The organism is Nocardia sp. CA-128927 (genome assembly GCF_050955855.1).
Lineage (GTDB): Bacteria > Actinomycetota > Actinomycetes > Mycobacteriales > Mycobacteriaceae > Nocardia.
In genome coordinates this window covers 4,122,699-4,146,607 of the sequence record NZ_CP192087.1, presented here as the reverse complement: position 1 = coordinate 4,146,607, position 23,909 = coordinate 4,122,699, and the positions used below count along the sequence as shown (strand labels likewise).

23 protein-coding genes and 2 pseudogenes are annotated in these 23,909 nt (G+C 64.5%); 15 read left to right on the top strand and 10 right to left on the bottom strand.

Annotated features, from left to right (window positions below; translation table 11 throughout):
* Window positions 1-36 precede the first annotated feature (36 nt).
* Window positions 37-813, top strand: a complete 777-nt coding sequence (locus tag ACQPW1_RS19645) for a transposase family protein (RefSeq protein WP_433656363.1) — start codon at window positions 37-39, stop codon at window positions 811-813.
* Between the two features lie 992 nt (window positions 814-1,805).
* On the opposite strand, the pseudogene ACQPW1_RS19640 reads toward ACQPW1_RS19645, so the two are convergent.
* The 4 genes and pseudogenes from ACQPW1_RS19640 to ACQPW1_RS19625 form a co-directional block, all read right to left on the bottom strand.
* A pseudogene (locus ACQPW1_RS19640) lies at window positions 1,806-2,072 on the bottom strand (PA14 domain-containing protein); the annotation flags it as partial.
* Window positions 2,073-3,013: 941 nt separating this feature from the next.
* Window positions 3,014-4,207: a hypothetical protein gene (locus ACQPW1_RS19635; RefSeq protein ID WP_433664141.1), complete on the bottom strand. Its 1,194-nt coding sequence runs from the start codon at window positions 4,205-4,207 to the stop codon at window positions 3,014-3,016.
* Between the two features lie 571 nt (window positions 4,208-4,778).
* Entirely contained in the window at window positions 4,779-5,402 is a 624-nt protein-coding gene (locus ACQPW1_RS19630; protein ID WP_433664140.1) for a response regulator transcription factor, read from the bottom strand.
* The gene (locus tag ACQPW1_RS19625) at window positions 5,399-6,583 is read right to left on the bottom strand and encodes a sensor histidine kinase (protein WP_433664139.1); all 1,185 of its coding nucleotides are present in this window, start codon (window positions 6,581-6,583) and stop codon (window positions 5,399-5,401) included. Before ACQPW1_RS19625 ends, ACQPW1_RS19630 begins: the two co-directional genes overlap by 4 nt.
* A gap of 111 nt (window positions 6,584-6,694) precedes the next feature.
* On the opposite strand from ACQPW1_RS19625, the gene ACQPW1_RS19620 reads away from it, so the two are divergent.
* The 5 genes from ACQPW1_RS19620 (at window position 6,695) to ACQPW1_RS19600 (ending at window position 10,836) form a co-directional block, all read left to right on the top strand.
* The gene (locus ACQPW1_RS19620) at window positions 6,695-8,203 is read left to right on the top strand and encodes a cytochrome P450 (protein WP_433664138.1); all 1,509 of its coding nucleotides are present in this window, start codon (window positions 6,695-6,697) and stop codon (window positions 8,201-8,203) included.
* A 158-nt stretch (window positions 8,204-8,361) separates the two neighbouring features.
* Complete coding sequence (locus ACQPW1_RS19615; RefSeq protein WP_433664137.1) at window positions 8,362-9,111, top strand: lipase family protein; 750 nt, start codon at window positions 8,362-8,364, stop codon at window positions 9,109-9,111.
* The gene (locus ACQPW1_RS19610) at window positions 9,099-9,548 is read left to right on the top strand and encodes a lipase family protein (RefSeq protein WP_433664136.1); all 450 of its coding nucleotides are present in this window, start codon (window positions 9,099-9,101) and stop codon (window positions 9,546-9,548) included. Before ACQPW1_RS19615 ends, ACQPW1_RS19610 begins: the two co-directional genes overlap by 13 nt.
* An 85-nt stretch (window positions 9,549-9,633) precedes the next feature.
* Window positions 9,634-10,509 (top strand): LLM class F420-dependent oxidoreductase, encoded by an 876-nt coding sequence (locus ACQPW1_RS19605; protein WP_433664135.1) that lies wholly within the window; start codon window positions 9,634-9,636, stop codon window positions 10,507-10,509.
* A gap of 108 nt (window positions 10,510-10,617) precedes the next feature.
* A complete protein-coding gene (locus ACQPW1_RS19600; protein WP_433664134.1) occupies window positions 10,618-10,836 on the top strand; it encodes a hypothetical protein in 219 nt (72 codons plus the stop codon).
* On the opposite strand, the pseudogene ACQPW1_RS19595 reads toward ACQPW1_RS19600, so the two are convergent.
* A pseudogene (locus ACQPW1_RS19595) lies at window positions 10,819-11,902 on the bottom strand (IS630 family transposase). The gene ACQPW1_RS19600 and the pseudogene ACQPW1_RS19595 overlap by 18 nt on opposite strands.
* Window positions 11,903-12,142: 240 nt before the next feature.
* On the opposite strand from ACQPW1_RS19595, the gene ACQPW1_RS19590 reads away from it, so the two are divergent.
* The 4 genes from ACQPW1_RS19590 (at window position 12,143) to ACQPW1_RS19575 (ending at window position 14,629) form a co-directional block, all read left to right on the top strand.
* On the top strand, window positions 12,143-13,045 hold the full coding sequence (locus tag ACQPW1_RS19590; protein ID WP_433654540.1) for an IS5 family transposase: 903 nt from the start codon (window positions 12,143-12,145) through the stop codon (window positions 13,043-13,045).
* 147 nt (window positions 13,046-13,192) lie between these two features.
* A complete protein-coding gene (locus tag ACQPW1_RS19585) occupies window positions 13,193-13,633 on the top strand; it encodes a VOC family protein (RefSeq protein ID WP_433664133.1) in 441 nt (146 codons plus the stop codon).
* A 49-nt stretch (window positions 13,634-13,682) separates the two neighbouring features.
* Window positions 13,683-14,189 (top strand): O-acetyl-ADP-ribose deacetylase, encoded by a 507-nt coding sequence (locus tag ACQPW1_RS19580; protein WP_433664132.1) that lies wholly within the window; start codon window positions 13,683-13,685, stop codon window positions 14,187-14,189.
* A 26-nt stretch (window positions 14,190-14,215) separates the two neighbouring features.
* Window positions 14,216-14,629: a hypothetical protein gene (locus ACQPW1_RS19575; protein ID WP_433664131.1), complete on the top strand. Its 414-nt coding sequence runs from the start codon at window positions 14,216-14,218 to the stop codon at window positions 14,627-14,629.
* Window positions 14,630-14,632: 3 nt separating this feature from the next.
* Here ACQPW1_RS19575 and ACQPW1_RS19570 read toward each other — a convergent pair whose 3' ends face one another.
* From ACQPW1_RS19570 to ACQPW1_RS19560, 3 genes are all read right to left on the bottom strand, one after another.
* Window positions 14,633-15,559, bottom strand: coding sequence for an SMI1/KNR4 family protein (locus ACQPW1_RS19570; RefSeq protein ID WP_433664130.1), 927 nt, complete (start codon window positions 15,557-15,559; stop codon window positions 14,633-14,635).
* Window positions 15,560-15,633: 74 nt separating this feature from the next.
* Window positions 15,634-16,098: a NucA/NucB deoxyribonuclease domain-containing protein gene (locus ACQPW1_RS19565; protein ID WP_433664129.1), complete on the bottom strand. Its 465-nt coding sequence runs from the start codon at window positions 16,096-16,098 to the stop codon at window positions 15,634-15,636.
* A gap of 168 nt (window positions 16,099-16,266) precedes the next feature.
* Window positions 16,267-16,788, bottom strand: coding sequence for an IS630 family transposase (locus ACQPW1_RS19560; protein ID WP_433664128.1), 522 nt, complete (start codon window positions 16,786-16,788; stop codon window positions 16,267-16,269).
* Between the two features lie 239 nt (window positions 16,789-17,027).
* Here ACQPW1_RS19560 and ACQPW1_RS19555 point away from each other — a divergent pair, with 239 nt between their 5' ends.
* The 3 genes from ACQPW1_RS19555 (at window position 17,028) to ACQPW1_RS19545 (ending at window position 19,723) form a co-directional block, all read left to right on the top strand.
* Complete coding sequence (locus ACQPW1_RS19555; RefSeq protein ID WP_433655183.1) at window positions 17,028-18,413, top strand: IS1380 family transposase; 1,386 nt, start codon at window positions 17,028-17,030, stop codon at window positions 18,411-18,413.
* A gap of 184 nt (window positions 18,414-18,597) precedes the next feature.
* Window positions 18,598-19,311: a hypothetical protein gene (locus tag ACQPW1_RS19550; protein WP_433664127.1), complete on the top strand. Its 714-nt coding sequence runs from the start codon at window positions 18,598-18,600 to the stop codon at window positions 19,309-19,311.
* A 130-nt stretch (window positions 19,312-19,441) separates the two neighbouring features.
* Complete coding sequence (locus ACQPW1_RS19545; RefSeq protein WP_433664126.1) at window positions 19,442-19,723, top strand: hypothetical protein; 282 nt, start codon at window positions 19,442-19,444, stop codon at window positions 19,721-19,723.
* A 151-nt stretch (window positions 19,724-19,874) separates the two neighbouring features.
* On the opposite strand, the gene ACQPW1_RS19540 is transcribed toward ACQPW1_RS19545, so the two are convergent.
* Both ACQPW1_RS19540 and ACQPW1_RS19535 read right to left on the bottom strand, forming a co-directional pair.
* Window positions 19,875-20,654, bottom strand: a complete 780-nt coding sequence (locus ACQPW1_RS19540) for a class I SAM-dependent methyltransferase (RefSeq protein ID WP_433664125.1) — start codon at window positions 20,652-20,654, stop codon at window positions 19,875-19,877.
* A gap of 358 nt (window positions 20,655-21,012) precedes the next feature.
* A complete protein-coding gene (locus ACQPW1_RS19535; protein ID WP_433664124.1) occupies window positions 21,013-22,182 on the bottom strand; it encodes a pentapeptide repeat-containing protein in 1,170 nt (389 codons plus the stop codon).
* A 95-nt stretch (window positions 22,183-22,277) separates the two neighbouring features.
* Here ACQPW1_RS19535 and ACQPW1_RS19530 point away from each other — a divergent pair, with 95 nt between their 5' ends.
* Entirely contained in the window at window positions 22,278-22,568 is a 291-nt protein-coding gene (locus ACQPW1_RS19530) for a hypothetical protein (protein ID WP_433664123.1), read from the top strand.
* A gap of 99 nt (window positions 22,569-22,667) precedes the next feature.
* Window positions 22,668-23,873 (top strand): glycoside hydrolase family 76 protein, encoded by a 1,206-nt coding sequence (locus ACQPW1_RS19525; RefSeq protein WP_433664122.1) that lies wholly within the window; start codon window positions 22,668-22,670, stop codon window positions 23,871-23,873.
* The last annotated feature ends 36 nt before the right edge of the window (window positions 23,874-23,909 follow it).

The window sequence follows — 23,909 nt, the reverse complement described above, 5'->3', positions numbered from 1 at the left end:
GTTGTTTACCGCAACCTCCGAACACCAAGGGCTTCGATGCTTTTCTACCGTGCCGCGCTGCCGTTGTCACGTCAGACCCTCGACTACGTGGCCGGGGTGATCCGGCGACACCGTGGCGCGATCGGGTCGGTGTGGCGGCGGTTGAACCCGGGCCGGCAGGCGTTGCTGGTGCTGGCTTACCTGCGTAAAGGCGAAACTTTCGGTGATCTGGGAGCCGGGTTCGGGGTGTCGACTACGACGGCGTGGCGGTATGTCGAGGAAACCGTGGAACTGCTGGCCGGGCGTGCTGTGGGTCTGCGGAAGGCGTTGCGGCAAGCCAGGACTGACGGACATGCCTACCTGATCCTGGATGGCACGCTGATCGCTATCGACCGAGTGGCCGCGGATCGGCCGTTCTACTCGGGCAAACACCGCCACCACGGCATGAACGTGCAGGTGATCGCGACACCTGACGGTGACATCGCGTGGGTATCGGGCGCGTTGCCCGGCAGCGTGCACGATCTGAAGGCGGCCTGGATCTGGCGGATCTGCCACGAACTCGAGGCCGCTGGCTGGATCACCTTGGCGGACAAGGGATATCAAGGCGCTACCGCGCTGCTGACCCCGTACAAGGGTAAGAACAAGCCGGAATCCCAGAAGGCCGCCAACCGCGCGCACGCACGACTACGCGGCTGCGGCGAACGAGCCAACGCCCAGCTCAAGAGCTGGCGGGTGCTGCGGAAACTCCGCTGCTGCCCCGACAAAGCCGGACAGCTGGTCAAGGCCATCCACGTGCTACAGGATCGCGAAATCCGGACTGCCCGACAAGGATGAAAAAGGCTCAGTGCAGACTTGCCTGTGGTGTTGTATTGGTAGCCGTGGACGAGTCGGAAGCCCGTGTCTGCGCCGTCTGATTTAGGGGCGGTGAGCTTGATCGCCCGGGAATGCGGGGGCCGGGGTATTTCGGGGTCGTCTCGAAACTCGTCGTATTCGATCAGATACCGTTCGGCGTTCGAGTTGTAGGCCCCCTGTGTGGCCCGCCAGTCCACCGCCAAGCTGTCCCGGACCTCGTCCAGCGACCCGACAGCGTCCATGGCCTTCTGCTTTTTCTCGGTGTTGTTACCCGCCTCGTCGAAATCGCGTTTGGCGTTGATCAGGTTCAGGTAGCTGTAGTCCCGGATTTCCGAACCCGGGTTCTCGATCCGGCCCAGGGCACCGACGATGTACCACAAACGGGTTTCGGTGCCGTCCCAGTACTTGATCCGGCACAGCTTCTGCGCCGGTGCCGAGTTTGCGCCCGGCGGCAAAGCTGTTCCGCCGTAACAGTTGTTGCTGTTGTCGGTGTTGTAGTACAGGGTGTGCGCGCGATCCGACACCGGGTCCTTGATCTCGGTCAACCGCGCCGGATTCCCGGCATACCGGTACTGCAGAGAGGCAGGCTTCTTGCTGTCGGCCACCTTCGATACCGCGGACAGGGTGCCGTCGACGTTGAAGACCGACACCACACCGTCCTTGGTGACCGAGACCCGGCCCTCGGCATCAACAGCGAGAACACCGTCCTCATCCCTCGGTGGGGTATAGCCGCCCGCCGAGGCTTTGGCCCAGCCGTGCTTACCGCCTGAGGAATCGGTGAGCACGACCGACCCGTCGAGCATCTGGGCCGAGACAAACTCGCTGCCCATCAACCCGAGTGTCCATCCGCCCGGCAACGGCGACGGGTCCTGGGCGAACAACCAATCCGTCGTTACGATTTGAGGATTCCAGTTGTGGGTCCGCGAGGTACCGGCGCCCGTGGTGCTCTTGGCCCACAACACCATCTTCGGCCGCTCGGTCGTGCGGTGATAAAGCTCGATCTTGATCGGCACCCGCTGCCCGCCGGTCAGCGACACATCGGTGTTCTTCTTCGCGGTCGCGGTGGAGAAGTCACCGCCGACCGTGGCCGGGTTCGGATTGTCGTAGGCGAGGTTGTTGTCGACCCAGATCTTCGCGCCATCGGCGTGCGAGCCCGCGAAACTGAAATCACCCGTCACCGCTGCCCGGAAGTACCCTTCCCACCGCACGACGAACCACTGCTTGTCCAACGCGGCCGGCATCGGATCTTCCCGGAAGGGAGAGTTTTCCGGCACGTTGCTCCAGACGTTGCCCCAGTCCAGATTCACTTGAGCTTCGTTGCGCACCATCACCGGAGTCGCGTCTGCGGCACCGTTGTGGTCGGCGTCGTTGAAATACGACGCGCGCACACCATTCCCGTCTCCGCCCTGTCGCGAGTTGTAGGCGAAGGTGACTCCGGCGGCCCCGCCGACGGCCTCGAACACCGGCCCCGCTGCGCTGGTCTGCGCGTTGCCGTTGAAAAGGTTGACCGTGACCGGACCTATCTGGTCCGTCGGCGCCGGCCCCGGCTGACCGACGCGCTTGTCGATGGTGAAGTGCCCGACCCATTTGGACGGAGTAGGAGTTGTCGCACCGGCTGCCACCGTCGCCACGGTCCAGCTGTAGCGGGCGCCGTCGGTCAGCACATGCTGCGGCACCGTCCACTTCGGTGCGCTCAAGCAACCGGAATCGACCACGCTCCCGGAGCGGCCGTCGAAACCGGTGGAGATCTTGAAGCAATACTTGGTACCCGACGGGGCCGCGCTCACCGCCAGCGTCGGTTCATCGGTTGCTATTACCGAATCCTCCACCGGTGCAACCAGGTTCACCTGCGGGCCCGGAGCCGGGGGGTCGGTGGGGTTCGTCGGATCCGTGGGATTCGTGCCGCCGTCGCTATAGTCGACGATCAACGCGCCCTGGAGTTGTTTGTAGGTGTAGGTATTGGTGGTTTCGGCGCCACCGAGCATGAACCAGGTGTTCTTGTCGGTAGCTTTGACCCGCTCGCCGAGGTAAGTGGTCAGCGCCGGGCCAGTGAGGGAGCCGGATTCAGCGATACTTGCCGAAGCCAGCTGCGGGCCGATCGCACCGAAGCCAAGCGGTGTGGTGGCCTGATACAACGTCAGCTGGGATGCGGGCTTCATCTCTACCGGCGCGGCCCCCAGCTTCAGATCCAGGCGCGCACCGGTGACGGTCTTGCCCGCCAGCGGCGCAAGGTCGTAGCGGATCGCCGAGCGCCACAACACGTTCTGGCCAAGCCAGTCCCGCGCGTTGCCGGTCCGGATACCGCAATTCTGTGTGCACGGCGCGGCACCTGCTGGTAAGCGATCGATTCAGCTTGCTGACCGAATCCGAAGGTGTAGGTCGGATCGACCACGACCGGAAACTTGCGGGCAGAGTCTTTCAGCCACTTGGTGTCGACAGCGACCGTGAGCTGCCACGCGTCACCGTCACGGGCGAGGGTGTAGGTGCCATCGGTACGGGCCGAGGGCTTCTTGTCCTTGTCGTTACCCGCGGAATCCCAGACCTCGATCGGGGGTAGCGCGGCGACGACCTTGCCAGCTTTGTCGCTGATCCTGACCGTCTTGCCGTCGACCTTCGGCGTCAGCGCGCCGGTGTTCAGCTTGAACACCCAACGCCCTTCGCCCACAGCAGAAGCCGACTTCAGGACGATCGACTCTTTGATCGCATCCGCGGTCACGTCGTAGGTGACGTCAGTGTTCGGCAGGGCGTTGGCATAGGTCGCGGTCGACCCGGTGACCTTACGGCCAGCCTTGCCCGCACCCTTCAACTCCAGGGTGACCGGGGTGCCGTTCTGGTTGACCCGGAACAGATTCGGGTCGTTGGCGAACTCGGCGAGGTCGATCCCGACACCGGTCCGTGCTGCGGTAACACGTTTGGAATCCTTCTGCTCCACCAGCCGGGTATCGATCGGATCCCAACCGCCCTTGCTGTTGCGGACACTGACCGGGACCTGCGACAGCACCATTGTTTTGGTGCCGTTGGCGTTGGTGAACTCGACCGAATCCTCGGTCCGCGCCGACTCTTTCGACGTCTTCGGATCGAAACCGCCCTTCGCCGGAACAGCAGCGGCACCGCCAGCGAGCAGTGGCGTGAAATCGGCCTCCGGTTGGGCCTGCTTACCAGTTAGCGAAGGCTTCGAAACGGCCTTCGAAATTATCAGCGGAACATCGCGCGGGTTCTTCGGTTTCGGTGCGGCGGCAGCCTGTGGCGCCACAATCACCTGTATCAATGTGGCAATCAGCGCGGCAACCAATACGGCCGCCCACGCAATCCTGCTCAGGCCATGCATATAAGAGGGCCACCAACGCAGCGTGGCACCCCGACGGTGAGTACTCATCAAACTCCCCAATAACGAGCCCATCGACGACCAGCCCGAAGCAAGCCGTGACAACACGGGCAGACCAATTCCTGACGGAACCAGATTCAGCTGAATTCGACGACGTTCACCACGTCACCGTTACAGCTCTCGATGTCTTACTTCATATTTCTATCAAGCAGCAATGCTCCAATTCGATAAGAGGCAAGAGGTTGCCGATCAACCTACGACAAGGCTCGTCATGGCAGCCCGAACAGCGTTGCAGCCCTGAAGGTTTCGACACTTCAAGTCAGGCGCATACGCCATCGACTCAGCAGCGAACAGGGAAGTGATCTAGAGGCGGAATGTCCCGCAAACTCGAGAGGTTGTCCATGCACAACCTCGCCCGACCACTGGAACGGCGTACGCCGTTGCCACGCAGCTCGTTTCGAGAACTTCTCTTCAAGGAGTCATTGACCGATACACACTCCCCCGACATGAACTTCTTGATACCGAACGATATCGAGGCGACCACCGCCCGCCCGAACAACGGTACAGTCGAAATCAAATGGGGAACGCCCACAAGATCACTGGGGAACCGATCCAGTATGGCTCATGGTGCGGCCAACAACCCCTGGGCCAAGGCTGCCGTTACGGCAGCGGTGCGGTCGGAGACGTCGAGTTTCGTGAATGCGCGCTGGAGATGTGTTTTCACGGTTGTCTCGCTGATGTGCAGGAGTCGACCGATGTCGGCGTTGGTCAGTCCGTGCGCGACGTGACCGAGTACCTCCACCTCGCGGGCGGATAATGCCACGCGCGGGTGCTGACGTCGGTGATGCAGTCTTGCGCTGATCGATGGGGTCAGCACGGTCTCGCCGCGGGCGGCCGCGCGCACGGCGGCGGCGAGTTCGGCGCGCGAGCTGCCCTTCAGCAGGTATCCGCAGGCCCCGGCCTCTACCGCGCGCACGATGTCGGCGTGGGTCTCGTAGGTGGTGAGGATTACCACCCGGGTGTCGGGGCAGGCGGTCAGGATCCGCTCGGTCGCCGTAGCACCGTCGACATCGGGCATCCGCAGGTCCATCAACACCACGTCGGGCCGCAGCGCGGTTGCCACTGTCACGGCCTCCGTCCCACCGGCCGCCTCGCCGACAACAGCGAGATCGGTTTCCCGGGAAAGCATTCCGCGCATGCCCTCCCGCACCACTGGATGGTCATCGACGATCAATACAGTGATCACGCTGGCACCACGATATCTACCCGGGTGCCCATCCTCGGGGCGCTCGTGACCGTGACCGTCGCGCCGATCTCCTGCGCCCGGCTGCGCAGGCCGGGCAGCCCGAATCCGTTGGTGTCGTCGATGTCGAACCCGATTCCGTTGTCCGCCACCGACAGTCGCACCCCCTGGTCGATCTGGGTGAGTGTGACATGCACGCTGTCGGCATGTGCATGTTTGCGTACGTTGGCCAACGCCTCCTGCACGGCACGTAGCAGCACCACCTCGGTACCGATATCTAACTGCGGCACAGTCGAATCCAGCTGCACGACCACCTCGATCCCCGTCTCGTCGGCGAGCCTGCGACAGCGCCGCCGCACCGATTCGGCAAGCGGGCCGGTGCCCAATTCCGGGGGTGTCAACGCCTCCACCATGGTGCGCGCTTCGATCAGGTTCTCCCGCGCGGTGGCCTCGATCAGCGCGATATGGCGGCGTGCGACAACGGGATCCACGTCGAACTCCGATTCCACGGCCTGGGCCAGCGTCGCGATGCCGGTGAAACCCTGGGTCAGGGTGTCGTGGATTTCCCTTGCCAGCCGGGCACGTTCGTCCGCAGTGCCAGCTTCGCGGGACAGCCGGGCGACTTCGGCACGGCTCCCTTCCAGCTGGCGCAGCAGGACGGTCAATTGTTCACCGCGGTCGATGGCCAGCGCGATCGTCGCCCCGATCGGCGGGTTGAACACCACCGCGATCAGCGAGATCGCCAGGCCCATCGGCACATCTGTCTGGCGGACGAGCGAGTAGACCAGTGGCGTGAAACTGATCGCACCGGCGACCAACATCGCCGGCCGCACCGGCAGCGACATGTAGATCAGTGCGTACACCACCATCACCGCCGCGACGGCCTGTGGCGACCACCAGGCGACAACGAGATACAACACCAGCGCTACGGCCACGAACAGCACCGAGTTCCGATTCACCGTACGGCGATAGAACTCTTCCGGTTTGTTGCGGCGCGGCGCCAACTGCGCCGACCAGGCCAGCAGGCAAGCCAACGCCGCCAAACTCGTCCACTGGTACCCGGCGGACTCACGCTGCAACACGACAACGAGAACGCCGGTGGCGATGATGCCGACCACCACGTAGGCCGCCCAGATCCGAACCCAGAAGTCCCACCCCACGGGCACCGGGCCGCGCGCTGTCATGTTCCGACGATAACCTGGATCGGGCCTCCAGGTGTCCTTCGAACGGCGGACGTTTACCCCGCCGTATCCGCATACGCTGCGACAAAAGGCCACGTGAACAAGGGATTCACCATGACGACAAGTTCGGTCACGCCCAACCCGACCCTCTACCCGCCGCGCTGGCAGCCAGCTCTGCTGCGCTGGCACCACACCCGAGTGTCATGGTGGCAGTCGTGGCAGATTGCCGCTCAGGTGGTGCCGCGTTGGCGCAACCGTAGCGTCGCCGACTTCTACGGCAGCGGACTCCCCGGCCAGGACGACATCATGGTGGCCCGCATGCCGTTTCGGCGCTATGTCGCGGTGCGCAGCCCGGAGCTGGCGCGGCATGTTCTGGTCACCAACCAGGCCAACTACACCAAGAGCGCGGAATACGACATGCTCGCCGTGGGTTTCGGGCATGGCCTGGTCACGGAGCTGAACGAGCAACGCTGGCAACGAAATCGGCGCCTGGTGCAGCCGGTGTTCGGCAAACGCAATATCGCCACCCTCGCGGGCCCGATCACCGACGCTGCGCGCGATAGCGCCGACCGCATCCTCCGGCTCGGTGCCGACGGCGCATCCGTCGACGTGAACGCCGAAATGAGCAGGTTCACTCTCGATATCGTGGTCCGCACCATGTTCGGTGTCGACCTGACCGGACCGATGTCGCAGATCAGGTTCTCCCGCTTGCTGAGCCTTTTCGGATTCGGGTTCGTCGTGGCCCCCGTTCGTCGGCTGCGCGCACTCGCCGAGCTCACGGACCGGCATGACCTGCCCATGCGGGTGATGCGCGCCGCCAGTTGGCTTATCGCGCCGCGTACCGTCGCCGATCTCCGGCACGTCGAGCGGGTGATCGACCAGCTCATCGCCGATCACCGCAGCGGTGCGATCACCCATCGCGACAACCTGCTCGCGCTGCTGATGGCGGCGTGCGACCCGGAGACCGGACACCGCTACACCGATGCCGAAATCCACGACGAGCTGATGACATTCATCGGTGCCGGGATGGAAACCACCGCCACCGCGCTGACTTGGACGTGGAAGCTACTCGCCGAACACCCTGATGTCCGCGCCCGCCTGCATACCGAACTCGACGACGTCCTGGCCGGCCGCACCCCCACCGCCGACGACGTGGATCTCCTACCGTGGACGAAAGCCGTTTTCGCCGAGACCATGCGACTCTATCCGCCCGTCGTCGGACTCGCCCGCGTTGCGAAAGACGATGACCTGCTGGGCGATTTCCCGATTCAGGCAGGCACCACCATCGCGCTCAGCCTGCACGCCCTACATCATCACGACGGTGTCTGGCCGAACCCCGAGGTCTACGACCCGACCCGCTACCTGACAGAAAACCTGACACCCACTCAACGCCACGCTTCCGTGCCCTTCGGAGCCGGAAAGCGCATGTGCGTAGCCCACGTCTTCGCCAACACCGAAGCCGTTCTCGCACTGGCGACCATTGCCCAGCGCCTCGAGCTGGATCTGGCGACCACCAAACCGATTCGCCCCCAGTTCTCCTTCACCGGTGGTCCCGACGGACCGCTGCCCATGCATGCGAGCGCCCGGGTCGTCGATCCCGACAGGGAAACCCTCCGCAACTGAGGTTGCGACTCGTGGTGAACCACGGACTGCGCGAGCAGTATTGGGACAGCAGCCCGCGACGTACACTAGGCTCCCGACCACACGAACTAGAACAGGTTCTCAGGGGAGGGGCTGCCGCGATGCGGACAGTGTGGATCACAATGTTGCGGGCTGCCGTCGTGACCGCAGTTTTCGGGCTGATGGCGACATGTGCCTGCTGGGCATCGGCGGTGCCGCTGCCGGAACAGGATTCGTTCTACACGATGCCTCCCGGTATCGCCGACCTACCCAACGGAACCGTGCTCGCTTCCCGGCCGATCAACGCAGAGTCGTTCCTGTTGCCGCTACCGGCCGACGCGTGGCAGGTGCAGTACAAGACGATCGACAATCACGGGCGGCCCAGCGCCTATGTCGCCACAATCTTTGTGCCACAGCAAGAATGGACCGGCGCCGGTCCCCGCCCGCTGTTGTCGTATCAGGTCGCCGAAGATGGCGTCGGCTCGAAATGCGCGCCCTCCTATGCGTTGCGCGGTGGACTCGGCGGCGGTCCGAGTAACGCATTCTCCGAGACCGGGGTTATTCGTCTTGCGCTCCAACAAGGTTGGGCCCTGGTGGTGCCGGACTATCAGGGACCCGCCTCCGACTTCTCCGGTGCCGACGGTTACGCCCACGGCGTCCTGGACGGCATTCGCGCTGCCAAGGGTTTCGCGTCGGCGGCTATCGACTACGCCGCTCCGATCGGTCTGTGGGGGTACTCCGGCGGGGCGCAGGCCACCGCCGTCGCGGCCCAAATGCAAAGCGCCTACGCCCCGGATCTAGAACTGACCGGTGCGGCACTGGGCGGGGTGGTCGCCGATCTGGAGGCCACCATGTCGGGCTTCAGCGGCGGATCGCGGGCGGTGCAGTCGTTGTCGGCTTGGTCGGACTGAACCGGTCTTATCCGGAGGCCAACGTGCCGCAGTACCTCAACGAATCCGGCCGCGCGATGCTGGCGGCCGGCCAAACAGACTGTCTGCATGACGCCGCACTCGCGCACCCGTTTCTCAATGCGGCCGAGCTGGAGGCTTGGCCCGGTTCGGTCACCGACAACTCCGAGTTGAGCAAGGTTGTCCACATGGCGAGCCCACTCTTCCGTGAAGGGGCGCCCACCACGCCGGTGCTGCTCTATCACGCGATCGCCGACGAGTTCGCCCCGATCGGCGCCGCGCGGGCGCTCGCCGGAAAGTACTGCGCCGCCGGGACTCCGGTGCAGCGAGCGGAGAATCCGATCGGCGAGCACGGTACCGAGGCCGCAGCCGGGCTACCCGCTGCACTGACCTACCTGACCGACCGCTTCGCGGGAAAGCCTGCTCCCAGCACCTGCTGACGATTGCGTGGTCTTGACCCACGCACAGCATGGTCAATTGGGCATTCAGGATCTACCGTGGCAGTACGGATCATTAGGGGGATTCATGGATCTCGGCTTTCACATATCCGATTTCGAAATCGACGGCGGCACCGCCGCTATCGCCGGTGAGCTGGCCCGGATAGGTGCCGCGGCGGAGGCGTCGGGGGCAACCTGGTTGTCGTTCATGGACCATTACTTCCAGATCGAGCTGACCGGCTATCCGGCGGAGTCGCCCATGCTGGAGGGGTACACCACGCTCGGTTATCTGGCGGCGCACACCTCGACGATCGGTCTCGGCCTGCTCGTCACCGGTGTCACCTATCGGCATCCCGGCCTGCTCGCCAAGATCGTGGCCACCCTCGACGTGCTGTCCGGCGGCCGGGCAATGCTCGGCATCGGCGTCGCCTGGTTCGAGCGCGAGCATCGCGGGCTCGGTGTGCCCTTCCCGCCCGTCGCGGAACGATTCGAGCGACTGGAGGAGACGGTACGCATTTGCGCGCAGATGTGGGATCCGCAGCGCAACAGTTCATTTCGCGGCAAGCACTATCAGCTGACCGAGACCCTCTGCGCGCCACAACCGATCAACCGGCCCAAGGTCCTCATCGCCGGTGGCGGGGAACGCAAGACGCTCCGACTGGTCGCGCAGTACGGTGACGCCTGCAACCTCGTCGGCTCTTCTCCCGAGGATGTCGGGCACAAGCTCGACGTCCTGCGGCGGCATTGCGACGAAGTCGGCAGAGACTACAGCGAGATCCGCACGACCATCGTCGCGAGCAACCCCCGGCCGACTCCGGACACACTCGATGAATTCGTGCGCGGGATGGGCGATTACGCGAAGCTCGGCGTGCACGAGGTCCTGGTCATCCCGATGGGCGGTGCACCTGCGGCGTGGATCGACGGCATGGCGCCGGCCGTGGCGCGGCTCGCCGAACTCGGGTAGTGCCAGGAAAGGCTGCGCGCCTGTGAGATTGCCGGACCTACCGTGCCACAGTCGATCCGGCGCACAGACGTGATCTCAAGCAGGACACCGACATACGCTCACCGAGCTATGGGGGGCGCGGTCGGCGCGGTGACTCTAGGCCCGGTTGGAGCGTTGGCGGGTGCCCTGCTGGGCGGAAAGGGCAAGGACGTGACCTTTATCCTCACGCACGAGGACGGCCGAAAGATGTTGGCTACCAACACTTCCAAGCAGTATACGAAGCTGCAGGCCATCCTGTTCGCCTTCGAGACGATCCCAGAGCGCTACCGCCTAGTGTCCTGCGCCTGAAATTCGTTGAAGATATTTCGCCAGGGAGTTGAGGATTTCCTCGGCGGTCTTCTTCCATACGAACGGTTTCGGGTTGTCGTTCCATGTGGTGATCCATGCGTTTACCTGGCGTTCGAGTGACTGGACGCTGGTGTGCACGCCGCGACGTAGGAGTTGGTCGGTGAGGTAGGCGAACCAGCGTTCGACCTGGTTGAGCCAGGATGAGCCGGTCGGGGTGAAGTGCACGTGGAAGCGCGGGTGCCGTGCCAGCCACTGGTAGACGGCCGGGGTTTTGTGGGTGGCGAGGTTGTCGCACACGATGTGCACGTCCAACTCGGCCGGCACCGCCTTGTCGATAGCGACCAGAAGCTTCTTGTACTCGGCTGCGCGGTGACGTCGGCGCAGCTCGCCGATCACGGTGCCGTCGGCGACGTTGAATGCCGCGAAAAGTGTTGTGGTGCCGTGACGTTGGTAGTCATGGGTGCGTCCTTTCGGGCATGCCCGGCATCATCGGCGATACTGGCTGGGAACGGTCCAGTGCCTGGATCTGACTCTTCTCGTCCACGCACAGCACCACGGCCCGCTCGGGCGGATTGTGGTACAGGCCAACAACATCGACGACTTTCTCCACGAACAGCGGATCTGTCGAGAGCTTGAATCCGTCCTGGCTATGCGGTTTGAGGTCGAACCTCCGCCAGATCCGCCCGATCGTCGATTTCGACAATCCGCTGTGGGCTGCCATCGAGGCCCGCGACCAGTGCGTCGCGTTCACCGGTCTCGACGCCAACGTGTCGGTGAGGACCTCTTCGACCTGGTCGAGCAGGATCGACGGCGGCCGACCCGGCCGCTGCTCATCGGCCAAACCAGCCAACCGCGAGGCCACGAACCGTGACCGCCACTTACCCACCGTCGGTGCCGAAACCCCAAGCCGCACAGCAACTTCGGTGTTGGGAGCGGGCTCGGCGCAGGCGAGCACGATTCGGCATCGTAGCGCATACGCCTGCGACGAACTCGCCGCCCGCGCACCACGGGTCAACGCCGCCCGCTCCTCATCACTGAGTACCAATTCGGCCTTCGGTCGCCCCATCACCAGACGCCGAACCTACGCCCCCACCAACACATCCCGGAATAAATTGAACGAATTTCAGGCGCAGGACACTAGCCAGTGTTTTGAAAGTGTTTCGGGTTGAGGGGCGCCGTGTAGCGGCGCCCCTCAACCCGTGGAATGCAGAAGGTGTTGCCTGCGTTGGCGTGTCGGTGACCAGATGAAGGGAGGTCTCCGGTAGATGGTTCAGCGACGAAGAAGAACCTGAATACCGGAGACCTCGTGACCAGCGTATCGGTGGCGAGGCGCGCGGATCTGACCGATGCCCAGTGGGCGCGGCTGGAACCGCTGTTGCCTCGTGGCAAAAAGGCGGGCCGCCCGCCGAAGTGGACGAAACGACAGCTCATCGACGGGATTCGATGGCGCACCCGATGCGGGACACCGTGGCGGGACGTGCCCGAGTATTACGGGCACTGGCAGACGGTATACGGGCTGTTCCGTCGCTGGCAGCGTGCGGGGGTGTGGACGCTGATCTGGAAGATGCTGCAAGCGTTCGCCGATGCCGCCGGTCGCATCGGGTGGCAGGTGAGTGTGGATTCCACCATCGCCCGAGCGCATCGGCATGCCGCCGGGGCCCGCCGCGACGGCCACGCCCAGTCCGAGCCGCCTGGCGGGGTCGACATCGAGCCCGCCGATCACGGGCTCGGGCGTTCCCGTGGTGGATGGACCACCAAAACCCACCTGGCGTCCGAGCAGGGCCGCAAGGTGCTGTCCTTCCTGATCACCGCCGGTCAGCGCGGCGACAGCCCACAGTTCACCGCCGTGCTCGCCGGTATCGCGGTGCCCCGCCTCGGGAAGGGACGCCCGCGCACCCGGCCCGAGCGGGTACGCGCCGACAAGGCCTACAGTTCCCGCGCCAACCGCGCACACCTGCGCGGACGCGGGATCAAAGCCACCATCCCGATCAAGACCGACCAAACCGACAACCGCAAGAAGAAAGGCTCCGCCGGTGGGCGACCACCAGCGTTCGACGCCGAGGACTACAAGCAACGCCATGCCGTGGAATGCGGTATCGGCCAGTTGAAGGAAAACCGTGCCATGGCAACCAGATACGACAAACTCGCCGTCCGCTACCAGGCCACCGTCCACATCACAGCCATCGACCAATGGCTCCGACACGGGTGAGGGCGGGCACCTGCCCGCCCTCACCCACTTTCAAAACACTGGCTAGGCCCGCCTCGCCGCGTAATCTCCCAGCGATGAGTTCCCGTCCGGCCATACGTCGCTACTGTCGAACCCACATCGGGACCTACTGGCAAGGGAGATAGGGCTGTGGCGATTCAGCGGATGGACAACGTTCTGATCGTTGTCGAGGACCTCGACGCTGTCATTGCGTTCTTCGTCGAACTCGGTATGGAGCTGGAGAACAGGGGGCCGGTGGAGGGGCGTTGGGTGGAACGGGTGATCGGGGTCGATGACGTTCGGGAGGACGTCGCGATGCTGCGGACTCCGGATGGCCACGGTGGGGTCGAGTTGGCGATGTTCCATACGCCGAAGGCGATCAGGACTGAGCCGAAGAACGCGCCGACGAACACGCTGGGCATTCGGCGGATCATGTTCGCCGTCGATGACATCGACGATGTCGTTGCCCGCCTGCGCGCCCACGGCACCGAACTCGTCGGCGAGATCGCGCAGTACGAGCAGACCTTTCGGCTCTGCTATGTCCGTGGCCCCGAGGGCATTATCGTCGGGCTGGCCGAGCAGCTGAACTGATTGGTCATCCTGATTTTGCCGCGCCGCTGCGAGTGGCGACAATGGCTCCATGGTCGAACTCGTGCTGGTCCGGGGCGATATCACCGAGCAGGATGTGGATGCGGTGGTGAACGCAGCGAACTCATCACTGCTGGGCGGCGGGGGCGTCGACGGTGCCATTCACCGCAAGGGTGGTCCGGCGATCCTGGCCGCGTGCCGTGACTTGCGGGCATCGCATTACGGGAAGGGGTTGGCAACCGGCAAGGCCGTCGCGACGACCGCCGGGAATCTGCCCGCACGATGGGTGATTCACACGGTCGGGCCGGTGTGGTCGGCGCAGGACGACCGATCGGAGTTGCTGGCCTCCTGCTACCGCGAATCACTGCGGGTGGCAGACGAATTGGGTGCGCGGACGGTCGCGTTCCCAGCCATATCCACCGGTATCTTCGGCTGGCCGATCGACGATGGCGCCCGTATCGCGATCGAGACAGTGCGAGCCACCGACACCACGGTGCAGGAGGTGCGTTTCGTACTGTTCGGGCCAGATGCCTTTGACTCCTTCGCCGCCGCAGTGTGATTCCGATGTTGCCGAAAGAGGCTGCCATGCTTCAGTTTCCGGTGCCCGGGCCCGAACCCGGGTGGGAGCCAGCCGCGCAATACCAAGGGGGGAAACGGAACCCGGCACTTCAGTACAGTGCGTGGGAAGCGGCTTCCGCGAACCTGATTCTCGGCGGCGTCCTGGCGGCACCGTTGGATGCGCTCGCAGCACGATTACGTCTGCACGTCGAGCACACCTGGGCGGATCCCGGTCCGGTCGCAGTCGCGCTGTTCCGAATCGCCGGTGCCGAGATTGCCCTGAGCGCGATTGCCCTGGACTCGGAACACGCAGAGCTCGACGCCAACACGATGGTCTGGATCAGCAAATCCACCGTGGGTGTCGAGGAGACGATCGCTACCCTTCTCACTGCTCTCGGTCTACCTCAGGACGCGTTCACCACCGTCGATCGGCAGACTTGATGCCTACACCCAGGTCAGCTCACCTGCGACGACGGATGGTCGGTAACGCAGGAACTCTGTGCCTGCCTCGTAGCTGTCGGCGAGGTTGGTGAGCATCGCGGCGAGTGAAATCCACAGCGGCCCTTCGTCATCGCTGCCTTCGGCGGTGTATTCGATGATGCAGCCAGTGCGGTCGCCGGGGCGGGTGTCCACGACCAGCGTTGCACCGTCACGGTCGGCGATCGGTACGAATTGGGGCAGGAAGATTCCGGCCGGTGTGCCAGCAGGCATGGCGCCCAACGCTTCCTGGTCGAAGTCGGCGGCCATTTCGGGATGGCGTTCGCGTAGATCGACCATGATGTCGAGCCAGAGCTTCCGGATGTCGTTGCTGCGGTCCATCGATAGTAGGTCGTGATCCGGCAGGATCGGCAGTTCCGAACCGTTGGCGTGGGCGAACAAGTCCAGCATGTCCTGTGGCCATCGGTTTCCCGAATGTTGTTGTGCTGCTGTGATGGCTGCAGCATCGGCGGCGGGTAGGAACGCGACGCGACCGAGGTGGGTCTGGGTCCAGGTGGTGATGCGGTCGAGTTGCCTGCTGACGCCCCCAGGACCCGCGTGGATGTCGAGCCGGGCTCGGGAGATAGCCGGGGTGGGGCTGTTCTCGCCTGACGGTTCGAGAATGTTCCTGGCGTTCGGTAGCGCGGCAAGTATCTGTTGGACGATCGCATCGGTGGGTATGGAGAGGTCTGCGATGCCGAGGATTTCGAGCTGGAAGATTGTGTCAAAGTGCGCGATCGATAGTTCGCCGTAGCGTTCGGCTCTTCCGTGCAGGAATGTTCTGGCCGCGTCGACGAGCTCGCGAGCCGCCTGCTCCGGCGAGTCGGCCTCCCCGCGCAGGACGGCCGCCCCGGCTGAATCCCTGTGCTGGAGACCGACTGACCACTGCACCATTGCTGATCCCCTTTCTAGTTTGCCTGGTCTTGCCAGGGTGCTGCGTCGTGTCGAACACCACGCAGCACCCATCGTCACCGATTCTGGCTGGTGGCCGGTACCGGGAGGTATCCGTTGAGTGCCTCGACGTAGAACGGATCGTCTTTGAGAATCCTGTTCCAGTGGTAGAACCAGCGAACGTCGCCTCCTCCACTACTGTTGTGACCCGCATTGATGAAACAGACGCTGTAACCCGGTCCGGTGGGTCCGATCGCGACGTCCGGCATCTGGCATCCGTTGAAAGTCCGTTCCGTGCCATCATCTTTCGCGCCTTCACGAGACGACGCGAACGGGTACTCATCACAGCTCGTGGTCCGCGGCACTGGCTTGGGCACCCGCGGGTTCTTCCTACAAGCGTTGTCCCGGTGCTCTGTTTCCAGCTCTTTGGTTCCCTTGTGCAGCACCACGCCGCCGGGCCGACCCACGACACCGGAATTCTGTGCGGCCGCGATATGTCCGGCAAGCTCGGCGTTTTTGGCAGGGTTGCTGTAGGACAGCACCGGAGCCTCCTCTGGGTAGATGCACCCTGGCTTGTTTGCCGACATGTCGTTGTCGCATCGGATCGTGGACAACAGAGCCTTCTGGGTGTGCTGTACCTCTTTCCACGTGTATGACGGCGACGGCGCGAAGTTGAAGTCGGCTCCTAGTGTCTCGTGATTCTGATGGCGTTACTTCCCGTTGTTGTCGACGAGCTTCTTGATGTTGGTTTGAGTGAGTCGGACCTTGGCGAGGATCTCGTCGGTGGTCGCGGTCCATTCGAAGGGCCTCGGGTCGGTGTTCCAGTGAGTGATGTAGTCACGGATCTGTGTGACAAGGACTTTCACCGAACTGAAGGTGCCACGGCGGATCGACTGGCGGGTGATGATGCCGAACCAGATTTCGATCTGGTTGATCCACGACGATCCGACCGGGGTGAAGTGGAACTCCACGCGCGGGTGGGCCTCGAGCCACTTCACCACCTCGGGTGTGGCGTGGGTGGACAGGTTGTCGAGCACGATGTGGATGTCCTTGCCACGGTGTGGCTTGACGGCCTTGTCGAGGAACGCCACGAAGTCGGCGCCGTTGCGGGTCGGTTTGCATTCGCCGTAGACGCGCCCGGTGCCGATATCGAGGGCGGCGAACAGGTTCGTGGTGCCATGGCGCACGTAGTCGTGGGTGCGTTTCTCGGTCACCCCGAAGCAGATCGGCAACTGACGAATTGGCGGCGTCTGCGCCGGAGGGCAGCGCGGCGGTTATCGAGAAGGCCGGCCTCGGAAGTCGACTCGATCACCGCATAGATTCTCTCTGTCCACGGGATCGCGGGCGCGTTAACCTCGGCCAATCATGGTAATGGCGCCTAACCTGCGGCGGGAATGGCGAAAGGTGCTCCGACCTGCGATAATTCGACTTGCGAAGGCTGAATTGATCGAGGTTTTGGAGCACCTTTCTGGTGGGCAAGTCTATATCGCCGTATCCGCGGCTGACCATCGACGGTGACGGTGCGGGCGTGGTGTCACACGCAGGTGCGGCACTGCTGCTGCGTACTGCCGAGATAACTGGTTTGACCTGGGGTTTGTCGGAACAGTTGGGGCCGTGGCGCAAACCGATGGCTGTCCACGACCCGGGCAAGATCGTGCTGGATTTGGCGGTGACACTCGCGGTCGGTGGTGACTGCGCCGCGGATGTGGCGTTGTTACGGGCCGAGCCGGGCGTGTTCGGTCTGGTGGCCTCGGATCCGACGGTGTCGCGGACGATCACCGCGCTGGCTGCCCAGGCACCGAAAGCGTTGGCCGCCATCGCTTCTGCACGCGCGGACGCGCGGGCGCAGGCGTGGGCCGTGGCTGGGCCGAACGCCCCCGGTCACGGGATCAACATCGATGATCCGTTAATCATCGATCTCGACGCCACCCTGACCGACGCGCACTCGGAAAAACAGAACGCCACACCGACGTTCAAGCGGGGCTTCGGCTTCCACTCGCTGTGGTCGTTCATCGACCACGGTCGCACCGGCACCGGCGAGCCCGCCGCGCCCATGCTGCGGCCGGGCAACGCCGGTAGTAATACCGCTGCCGACCACAAGCAGGTTCTCCGCGATGCCCTCGCTCAGCTGCCGTGGCAGCCGGGATGGCGGGTCGGCCGGAAAGTGCTGGTGCGCACCGATTCCGGTGGCGGCACCCACGAGTTCCTCGACTACTGCCACCGCCGCCGGCTGCAGTACTCGGTCGGGTTCACTCTCACCGACGAGATCGTCACCGCCATGGGCACCCACCTGAATCCGCAGGATTGGACACCGGCCTACGACGCAGACGGCGAGGTCCGCGACGGCGCCTGGGTCGTGGAAGTCACCGGCATCACCGAGTTGACCGGATGGCCGCCCGGCATGCGGCTCATCGTCAGGAAAGAGAGACCACACCCCGGTGCTCAGCTGCGGTTCACCGACCGCGACGGGATGCGGTTGACCGCGTTCGTCACCAACACCACCCGCGGCCAGCTGCCCGACCTCGAGTTGCGTCACCGCCAGCGGGCCCGCTGCGAAGACCGGATCAGAAACGCGAAAGACACTGGCCTGCGCAATCTTCCGTTCCACAGCTTCGACGCCAACCGCATCTGGCTCGCCGTCGTCGCGCTCGCACTCGACCTGACCGCCTGGATGCAGACACTCGCCCTGCACGACCACCCCGCACGTCGCTGGGAACCGAAAACGCTACGGCTGCGGCTGTTTTCAGCCGCCGGACGCATCGCCCGCCATGCCCGCAAAACCACACTGCACCTGGCGCGGCACGCCCCCTACACCGAACTGCTCACCACCGCCGCAGCACGCCTGCAACCCGGCTGACCAGCCAGAAACCGTCCCTGCAACCAAGGAAACCAACCACCCGGGCCAGTGGAACCCGGCAGCCAGCCCGCTGCGCGGGCCAGCTGCCCTGCCCGCAACCGGAAAACTACGACCGAAACACCCAATCCGAACCCGATCAGGCCAGCACATCAACCCGGCGAAAGATCGAGGTTAAGCTCGGAATATGGTCGACTGCGCGCAGGTCGCCGTTCTATCGAGGCATTCCGGTCACAGGCTGGACAGGGTCGAGATTCCTCGTGCGGTCGCAGCCCTCGAATCGAGCCTGCCGCACAGCAAAGGGCCACTCCTCGGTGGCGTCGCCACGGTCGGAGCCGGACTCACCGTGCACAGCCTGCCCCTCGCTGTGCTCGGCGGTGTCGCGGTCGCAATGACGTTCATCGGCCCATGTCCGACGCTGACCCCGTATTGGCGGACCCGGCGACAGGTACAGCGATGGCAGCGGTTTGTCGCCGACCACGACGTGCTCAACCTCGACTCACCCGAGCTCACCCAACTCGCCGACGCCTACGACCAGCTCATCCACGCCACCACGCTGTCGGGCGTGGATCTCCCGGACGAGGCCGCCGGCGTCGCGCATCTCGCGGTGCTCGAATGCACCACATTGCTCTCCGGGCGGATTCCTGCCGGTCCGGCCGAGGCTAAGTACATCGCTGCGCGGACAGTCGAAATCCGCAGCCTCACAAATGAATTGACTCAGCAGCACCTGAACCGCGAGCGCCGCAAGGACCAACGAGTGCGCGAGGAGCGCCACCGGCTGGACGCTATCGCGCAGGCCAGAACCGAACTCGAACACACCACCCACGTCAGCGCACTGACCGCGGGCCGGGACCTCCGGGCCCGATATCACTACCGCGACTTCGAGATACACCACGGCTAGCGGGTCGACGAACCGGCTCTCTGCGAGTTTGACGTGGAGTACCTCCGCGACAGACCACACTCTTTACGAAATCCATTGTCGGACAATCAGAATCGACTGCACAGCGAATCGTCTAGTAGGAGTGGCACTGATGAGTGAAACAGGTGCAGTCCGCGAGTGGCATGCCGAGGAAGGGTGGGGCGTGATCGACGCGGCGGCGGTTCCTGCGCTGAAGTCCGAGCGCAGGGATCTGGTCGCCGGTGAGCAGGTGGAATTCGAGTGGGAGTTGGCCGAGCAAGACGGATTCCAGTTTCGGGCGCTGCGGCTGTGGCTTGCGGGGGCGAGTCCTGTCGAACCATCGATCAGGCATGACGCTGGAGGCGTCACTATGGCCGAATGGGATATCGACCCGGATACCTTGCGGCGACATTGAATTGACGAGTAGTGATACCGCAGCTGCTTGACTGCCGGGTGTACAGGACGATGGGGACCCGGCTACCAACGCACGATCGTCGAACCGGTTGTTCATCTGGCATCGGACTGCTCGAATCGCTGGGGCTGGGAGTTGGAGGTCGGCCCGGTTCTCACAGCTGGCGGGTGCGTAGTACCCCGGTCAGCATCGGGAGGGTGAATTCGTCGCTGATGGTCTCGGGTCGGCTCGCGAGGAAGGCGCGGATTCGGCTGAGTGTGGCCTCGCGTTCCGGTTCTGGCATGACCAGCATCCCGGCGCGCGTAGCGATTGTCGCGACCAGGGAGTCGGCGGTGCGGCGCTGCCCGTGCGAGAACTCGTCCTGCTCGGGCGAGCCGAACCGAGCGCGCACGCCGGTGGAGGGAAGGTGCAAGCCTGCTGTCGCGGCGCGCCAGCTGCTGAACGTGTCACGCGGGCCGACGGCCGCGGTGCCGCTGATCTGCTCGAGCCCGGCAACCCAGTCGACCCGGTTGTCCATGACATTCCACAGACCTGCCAGGATGCCGCCGGGTGCGAGGACCCTGGCGATCTCGGGCCCCGCCACACCCATGTCGAACCAGTGCAAGGCATTTCCCGCAAGCACGGCATCGACGGACCCGTCCGGCAGCGGTATCACCTCGGCACTGCCCGCCAGGGCATGGACAGTCGGCAGTGCATTGCGCAGCTGGGCCAGCATCGCCGGGTCGGGCTCGACCGCGATGACTTCGGCGCCCAGCGCGACCAGCGTGCCGGTCAGCTTGCCGGTCCCAGCCCCGAGATCCAGTACGCGCGGGCCGGGCGCGGACTCCAGTGCCCAGCGCACCGCGGCCGGCGCGTAATCCGGGTGGTGCTCGGCATATTCGACCGCCGCTGTGCCGAACGACAACGCATGAAGTTGCCGCGCATCCGGTTCCATCCACTCACCCTAGCCATGCCGCAGGTGCCTCTGACGCTGAATCAGGTCCGCGCTTCGGCCGACGATGCGGATTTCCCGCGGCCGCCGAATCGGCACGCTTCCCGATGTCGAGAATGTGGCACCGGCTCCGTCCCAGGGACAGAGCGGCCACAACGGCCCGCACGACGAAGGAGATCACCACCATGCGCAAACTCGTAGTCCAGCAGTGGGTTACCGTCGACAACATCGTCGCGGAGGAGGACGGCGGGCTCAGCTTCGTGTCCGCCGGGCCCTTCTCCGAAACCACCGACAGCGCGTTCAAGGCGAGCGTGCTGGGCATGGTCGACTCGGTCGACACGTTGATTCTCGGCGCGAACACCTACGCCCAGTCCACGGGTTGGGCCGACGTCACGGACCAGGGCGAGTACGGCGAGAAGCTCAACAAGCTCACCAAGTTCGTCGCCTCGTCGAAGCTGGACGACGCCCCCTGGGGTGACTTTCCCGCCGCGACCGTGACGCGCGACCCGATCGCCACTGTCCGGGAGCTCAAGGAGCAGAGCGGCAAGGACATCTGGCTGTGGGGAAGCTTGACACTCATGCAATCCCTGATGGACAGGTCGGCACCCGCCAGATCCGTGCGAGAAAGGTTGGCACTGACGAGGTTTGCTGCGGCGAGCGACGTGCACGCCGCACCAGCACTGCCGAAGTAGCAGGTCAGCTCGGCATCGGTCAGATCGGCACCGACGAGAAGCGCGCCGGTCAAGTCAGCGCCGCCGAGCTTCGCGCCAATCAGGTTGGCCCCGAACAAGTTTGCCTTGGACAGGTCGACGCATTGCGGTTTCTCGGTGGCCGGACATGACAGGGCGGCATGGGAGAGGTTCGAATAGGTCAGAGTCGCGCGGTACAGATTCGCACCGCGCAGGTTCGCGTAGGCGAGACATGTGTCCGTGAGGTCGATCGGGTTGTTGTCGTGGCGAGTGTTTCCGCGGCCGATCACGGTGAGTGCGGCTTGGGTAGTGGCCGGAATGGGCGCGGTAGATCCCGGGTTCGGCGAACTCCCCAATTCAGTTGTCTGGCCGCATGTTTGCGCAGAGGCTGGGTGGGTGCGCACGAACGCGCTGAGTACCTCGAAGATCGTTGCGCGATCGGGCGGGGAGTCACGAGCGAGGCGCTCGAGCGAGTAGATACCGCCGAGTTGGGTTTCGACTGCCGATGACCCGAGATGCTCGACAGCTCTGCTGAAGCGATCGGCGACTTGGCCCTGTTCGGACAGTCCGTACTGATCTCGTGTGGCACGAAGCGATTGGTTGGTGAACCAGAGTCCGGCCACCGCGGCGATAGCGACGGCCACCGCGGCGACCCCGGTGCCGATGCTGCCGACTCTCCCCCAGCCCGCCCAGCCGAACGTTGCCTGCGCAGCGTGTCGTACCCGCCGCCACCGGCCCGCGGGCGGGGGTGAAGGGCGACGTAGGCCACCCGATCCGCGAGCCAACACTCCGCTCCGACGGCGGGGCGCAGGCGGGATCGGTTGCGGAGAACCAGAACTCATGCCTGTCATCATCGGGTTCGGTCAGCCAGTTGTGCATCGTTTTGCGTGCGGCAAGTAGCGGCAGCCGATCGATTTGCCGCTGTCGTTCCGGGACGGTGAACGCTTCGGTGGTGCCGCCGTCGAGCCGTGACAGCTGCGATTTCGTCGGCACCCCTGCCCGCGCCGTCGACGGACGTGCCATTGGGGATGCGGGCAGCGGCCATCGCGTTGATGTTTCCAAGAACGCAGAGCGAACTTCAGGCAAGCGATCTCCGAACGATCGGGATCATCCCCTTGCGACCCGGCAAGGCATCACGACGATCGACATCATCGAAACTGAACTGCTCGATGGACTCGTGGAAACCGCAGTTGAACAGTTTCTACGAAGAGCTGGCCAGCCCGGATAACGCAGTTCGTCGGCGCGCCGCGACGGGCGTTGCGCGATAGAATTGAACTGCACGGTTTCCGGCTGCGGCGACGTTGTTCAGTAAAGGGAGTCCGAGCGAATGGATCGCCAGAACATGGGGATCAGCCGACGCCGGGTGCTGTTGGCGGCGGGAGCTTCGATCCCGCTCACCGTGATGGCACAGCCGACGCAGGCGGTGCTGATCACGCGCAAGGTGTCCGCCGGCCCCGAGGATCCAGGGCAGCGGGCGGAGCTTGCCGAACAAGCAATCGTGCAGCGACATGTGCGCACGCTCTGGGGCCAACCACAGATTCAGCTCGGCACGCTCATCTGGCCTGCATCCTTGCTGGACCAGTCCTTCATGCGATGGTGCTACTGGTGGCAAGCCCATCTGCTCGACTGCGCGGTCGACGCCGCGTATCGCGCTCGCACCCCTGAACGCATCGACCGGGTCATCGCCCTCGCACGCGGTATTCGGACCCGCAACCTCACCGGCTGGACCAACCGGTACTACGACGACATGTCATGGCTGGCGCTGGCGCTCGAACGCGCCGACCGGCTGCTCGGAATCCGGTTCGGCAACGCCGTCGGCGACCTGCGGGCCGACTTGCTGGACGGCTGGAACCCGGCCGTCGGTGCGGTGCCCTGGCGCGCCGGCGACGAGTACTACAACACTCCCGCGATCGGTCCGACCGGTATCGCCATGGCGCGTTTGGGTGAGCTGTCACGCGCCCGAGAACTCGCCGATTTCCTACATAACCGACTGCGCGACAACGGCAGCGGCCTGATTCTCGACGGTGTCCATGAGCCCGGCGGACGAATCGAGCGGATCATCCTCACCTACTGTCAGGGCGTCGCTATCGGGCTGGAAACCGAATTAGCTTTGCGCACAGGCGAATCGGTCCATCATCGGCGCGCGAAAGACCTCATTGCGGCGACCGGGGACAGGCTCACGAACGCGGGGGTGATCGCCGCGGCCGCCGGGGACGACTCCGGGCTGTTCATGGGTATCCTCGCCAGGTATCTCGCGGAAGCCGCACTGTCCCTAGGCGATACCACCGCCGCGGATATCGTGCACGCTTCCGCGCGGGCGGCCTGGCGGAACCGCGCCGAGGTGGACGGGCTACCGCTGTTCGGTGCGGACTGGAACCGCCCGGTCACGGTGCCGCCGCTGCCGGGGACGCTTCCCCAGCTCGTGCGCTCGTCCGCCGCTCCGTCGGAGAATCTGAACCGCGATCTCTCGGTACAGCTGAGCGGATGGTTGCTGCTCGAAGCGGATTATCAGCTCACCGCCGCAGGACGCTGAGACCGCGGCGGCGCGGTGTCAGCGGAACTGTCAGGT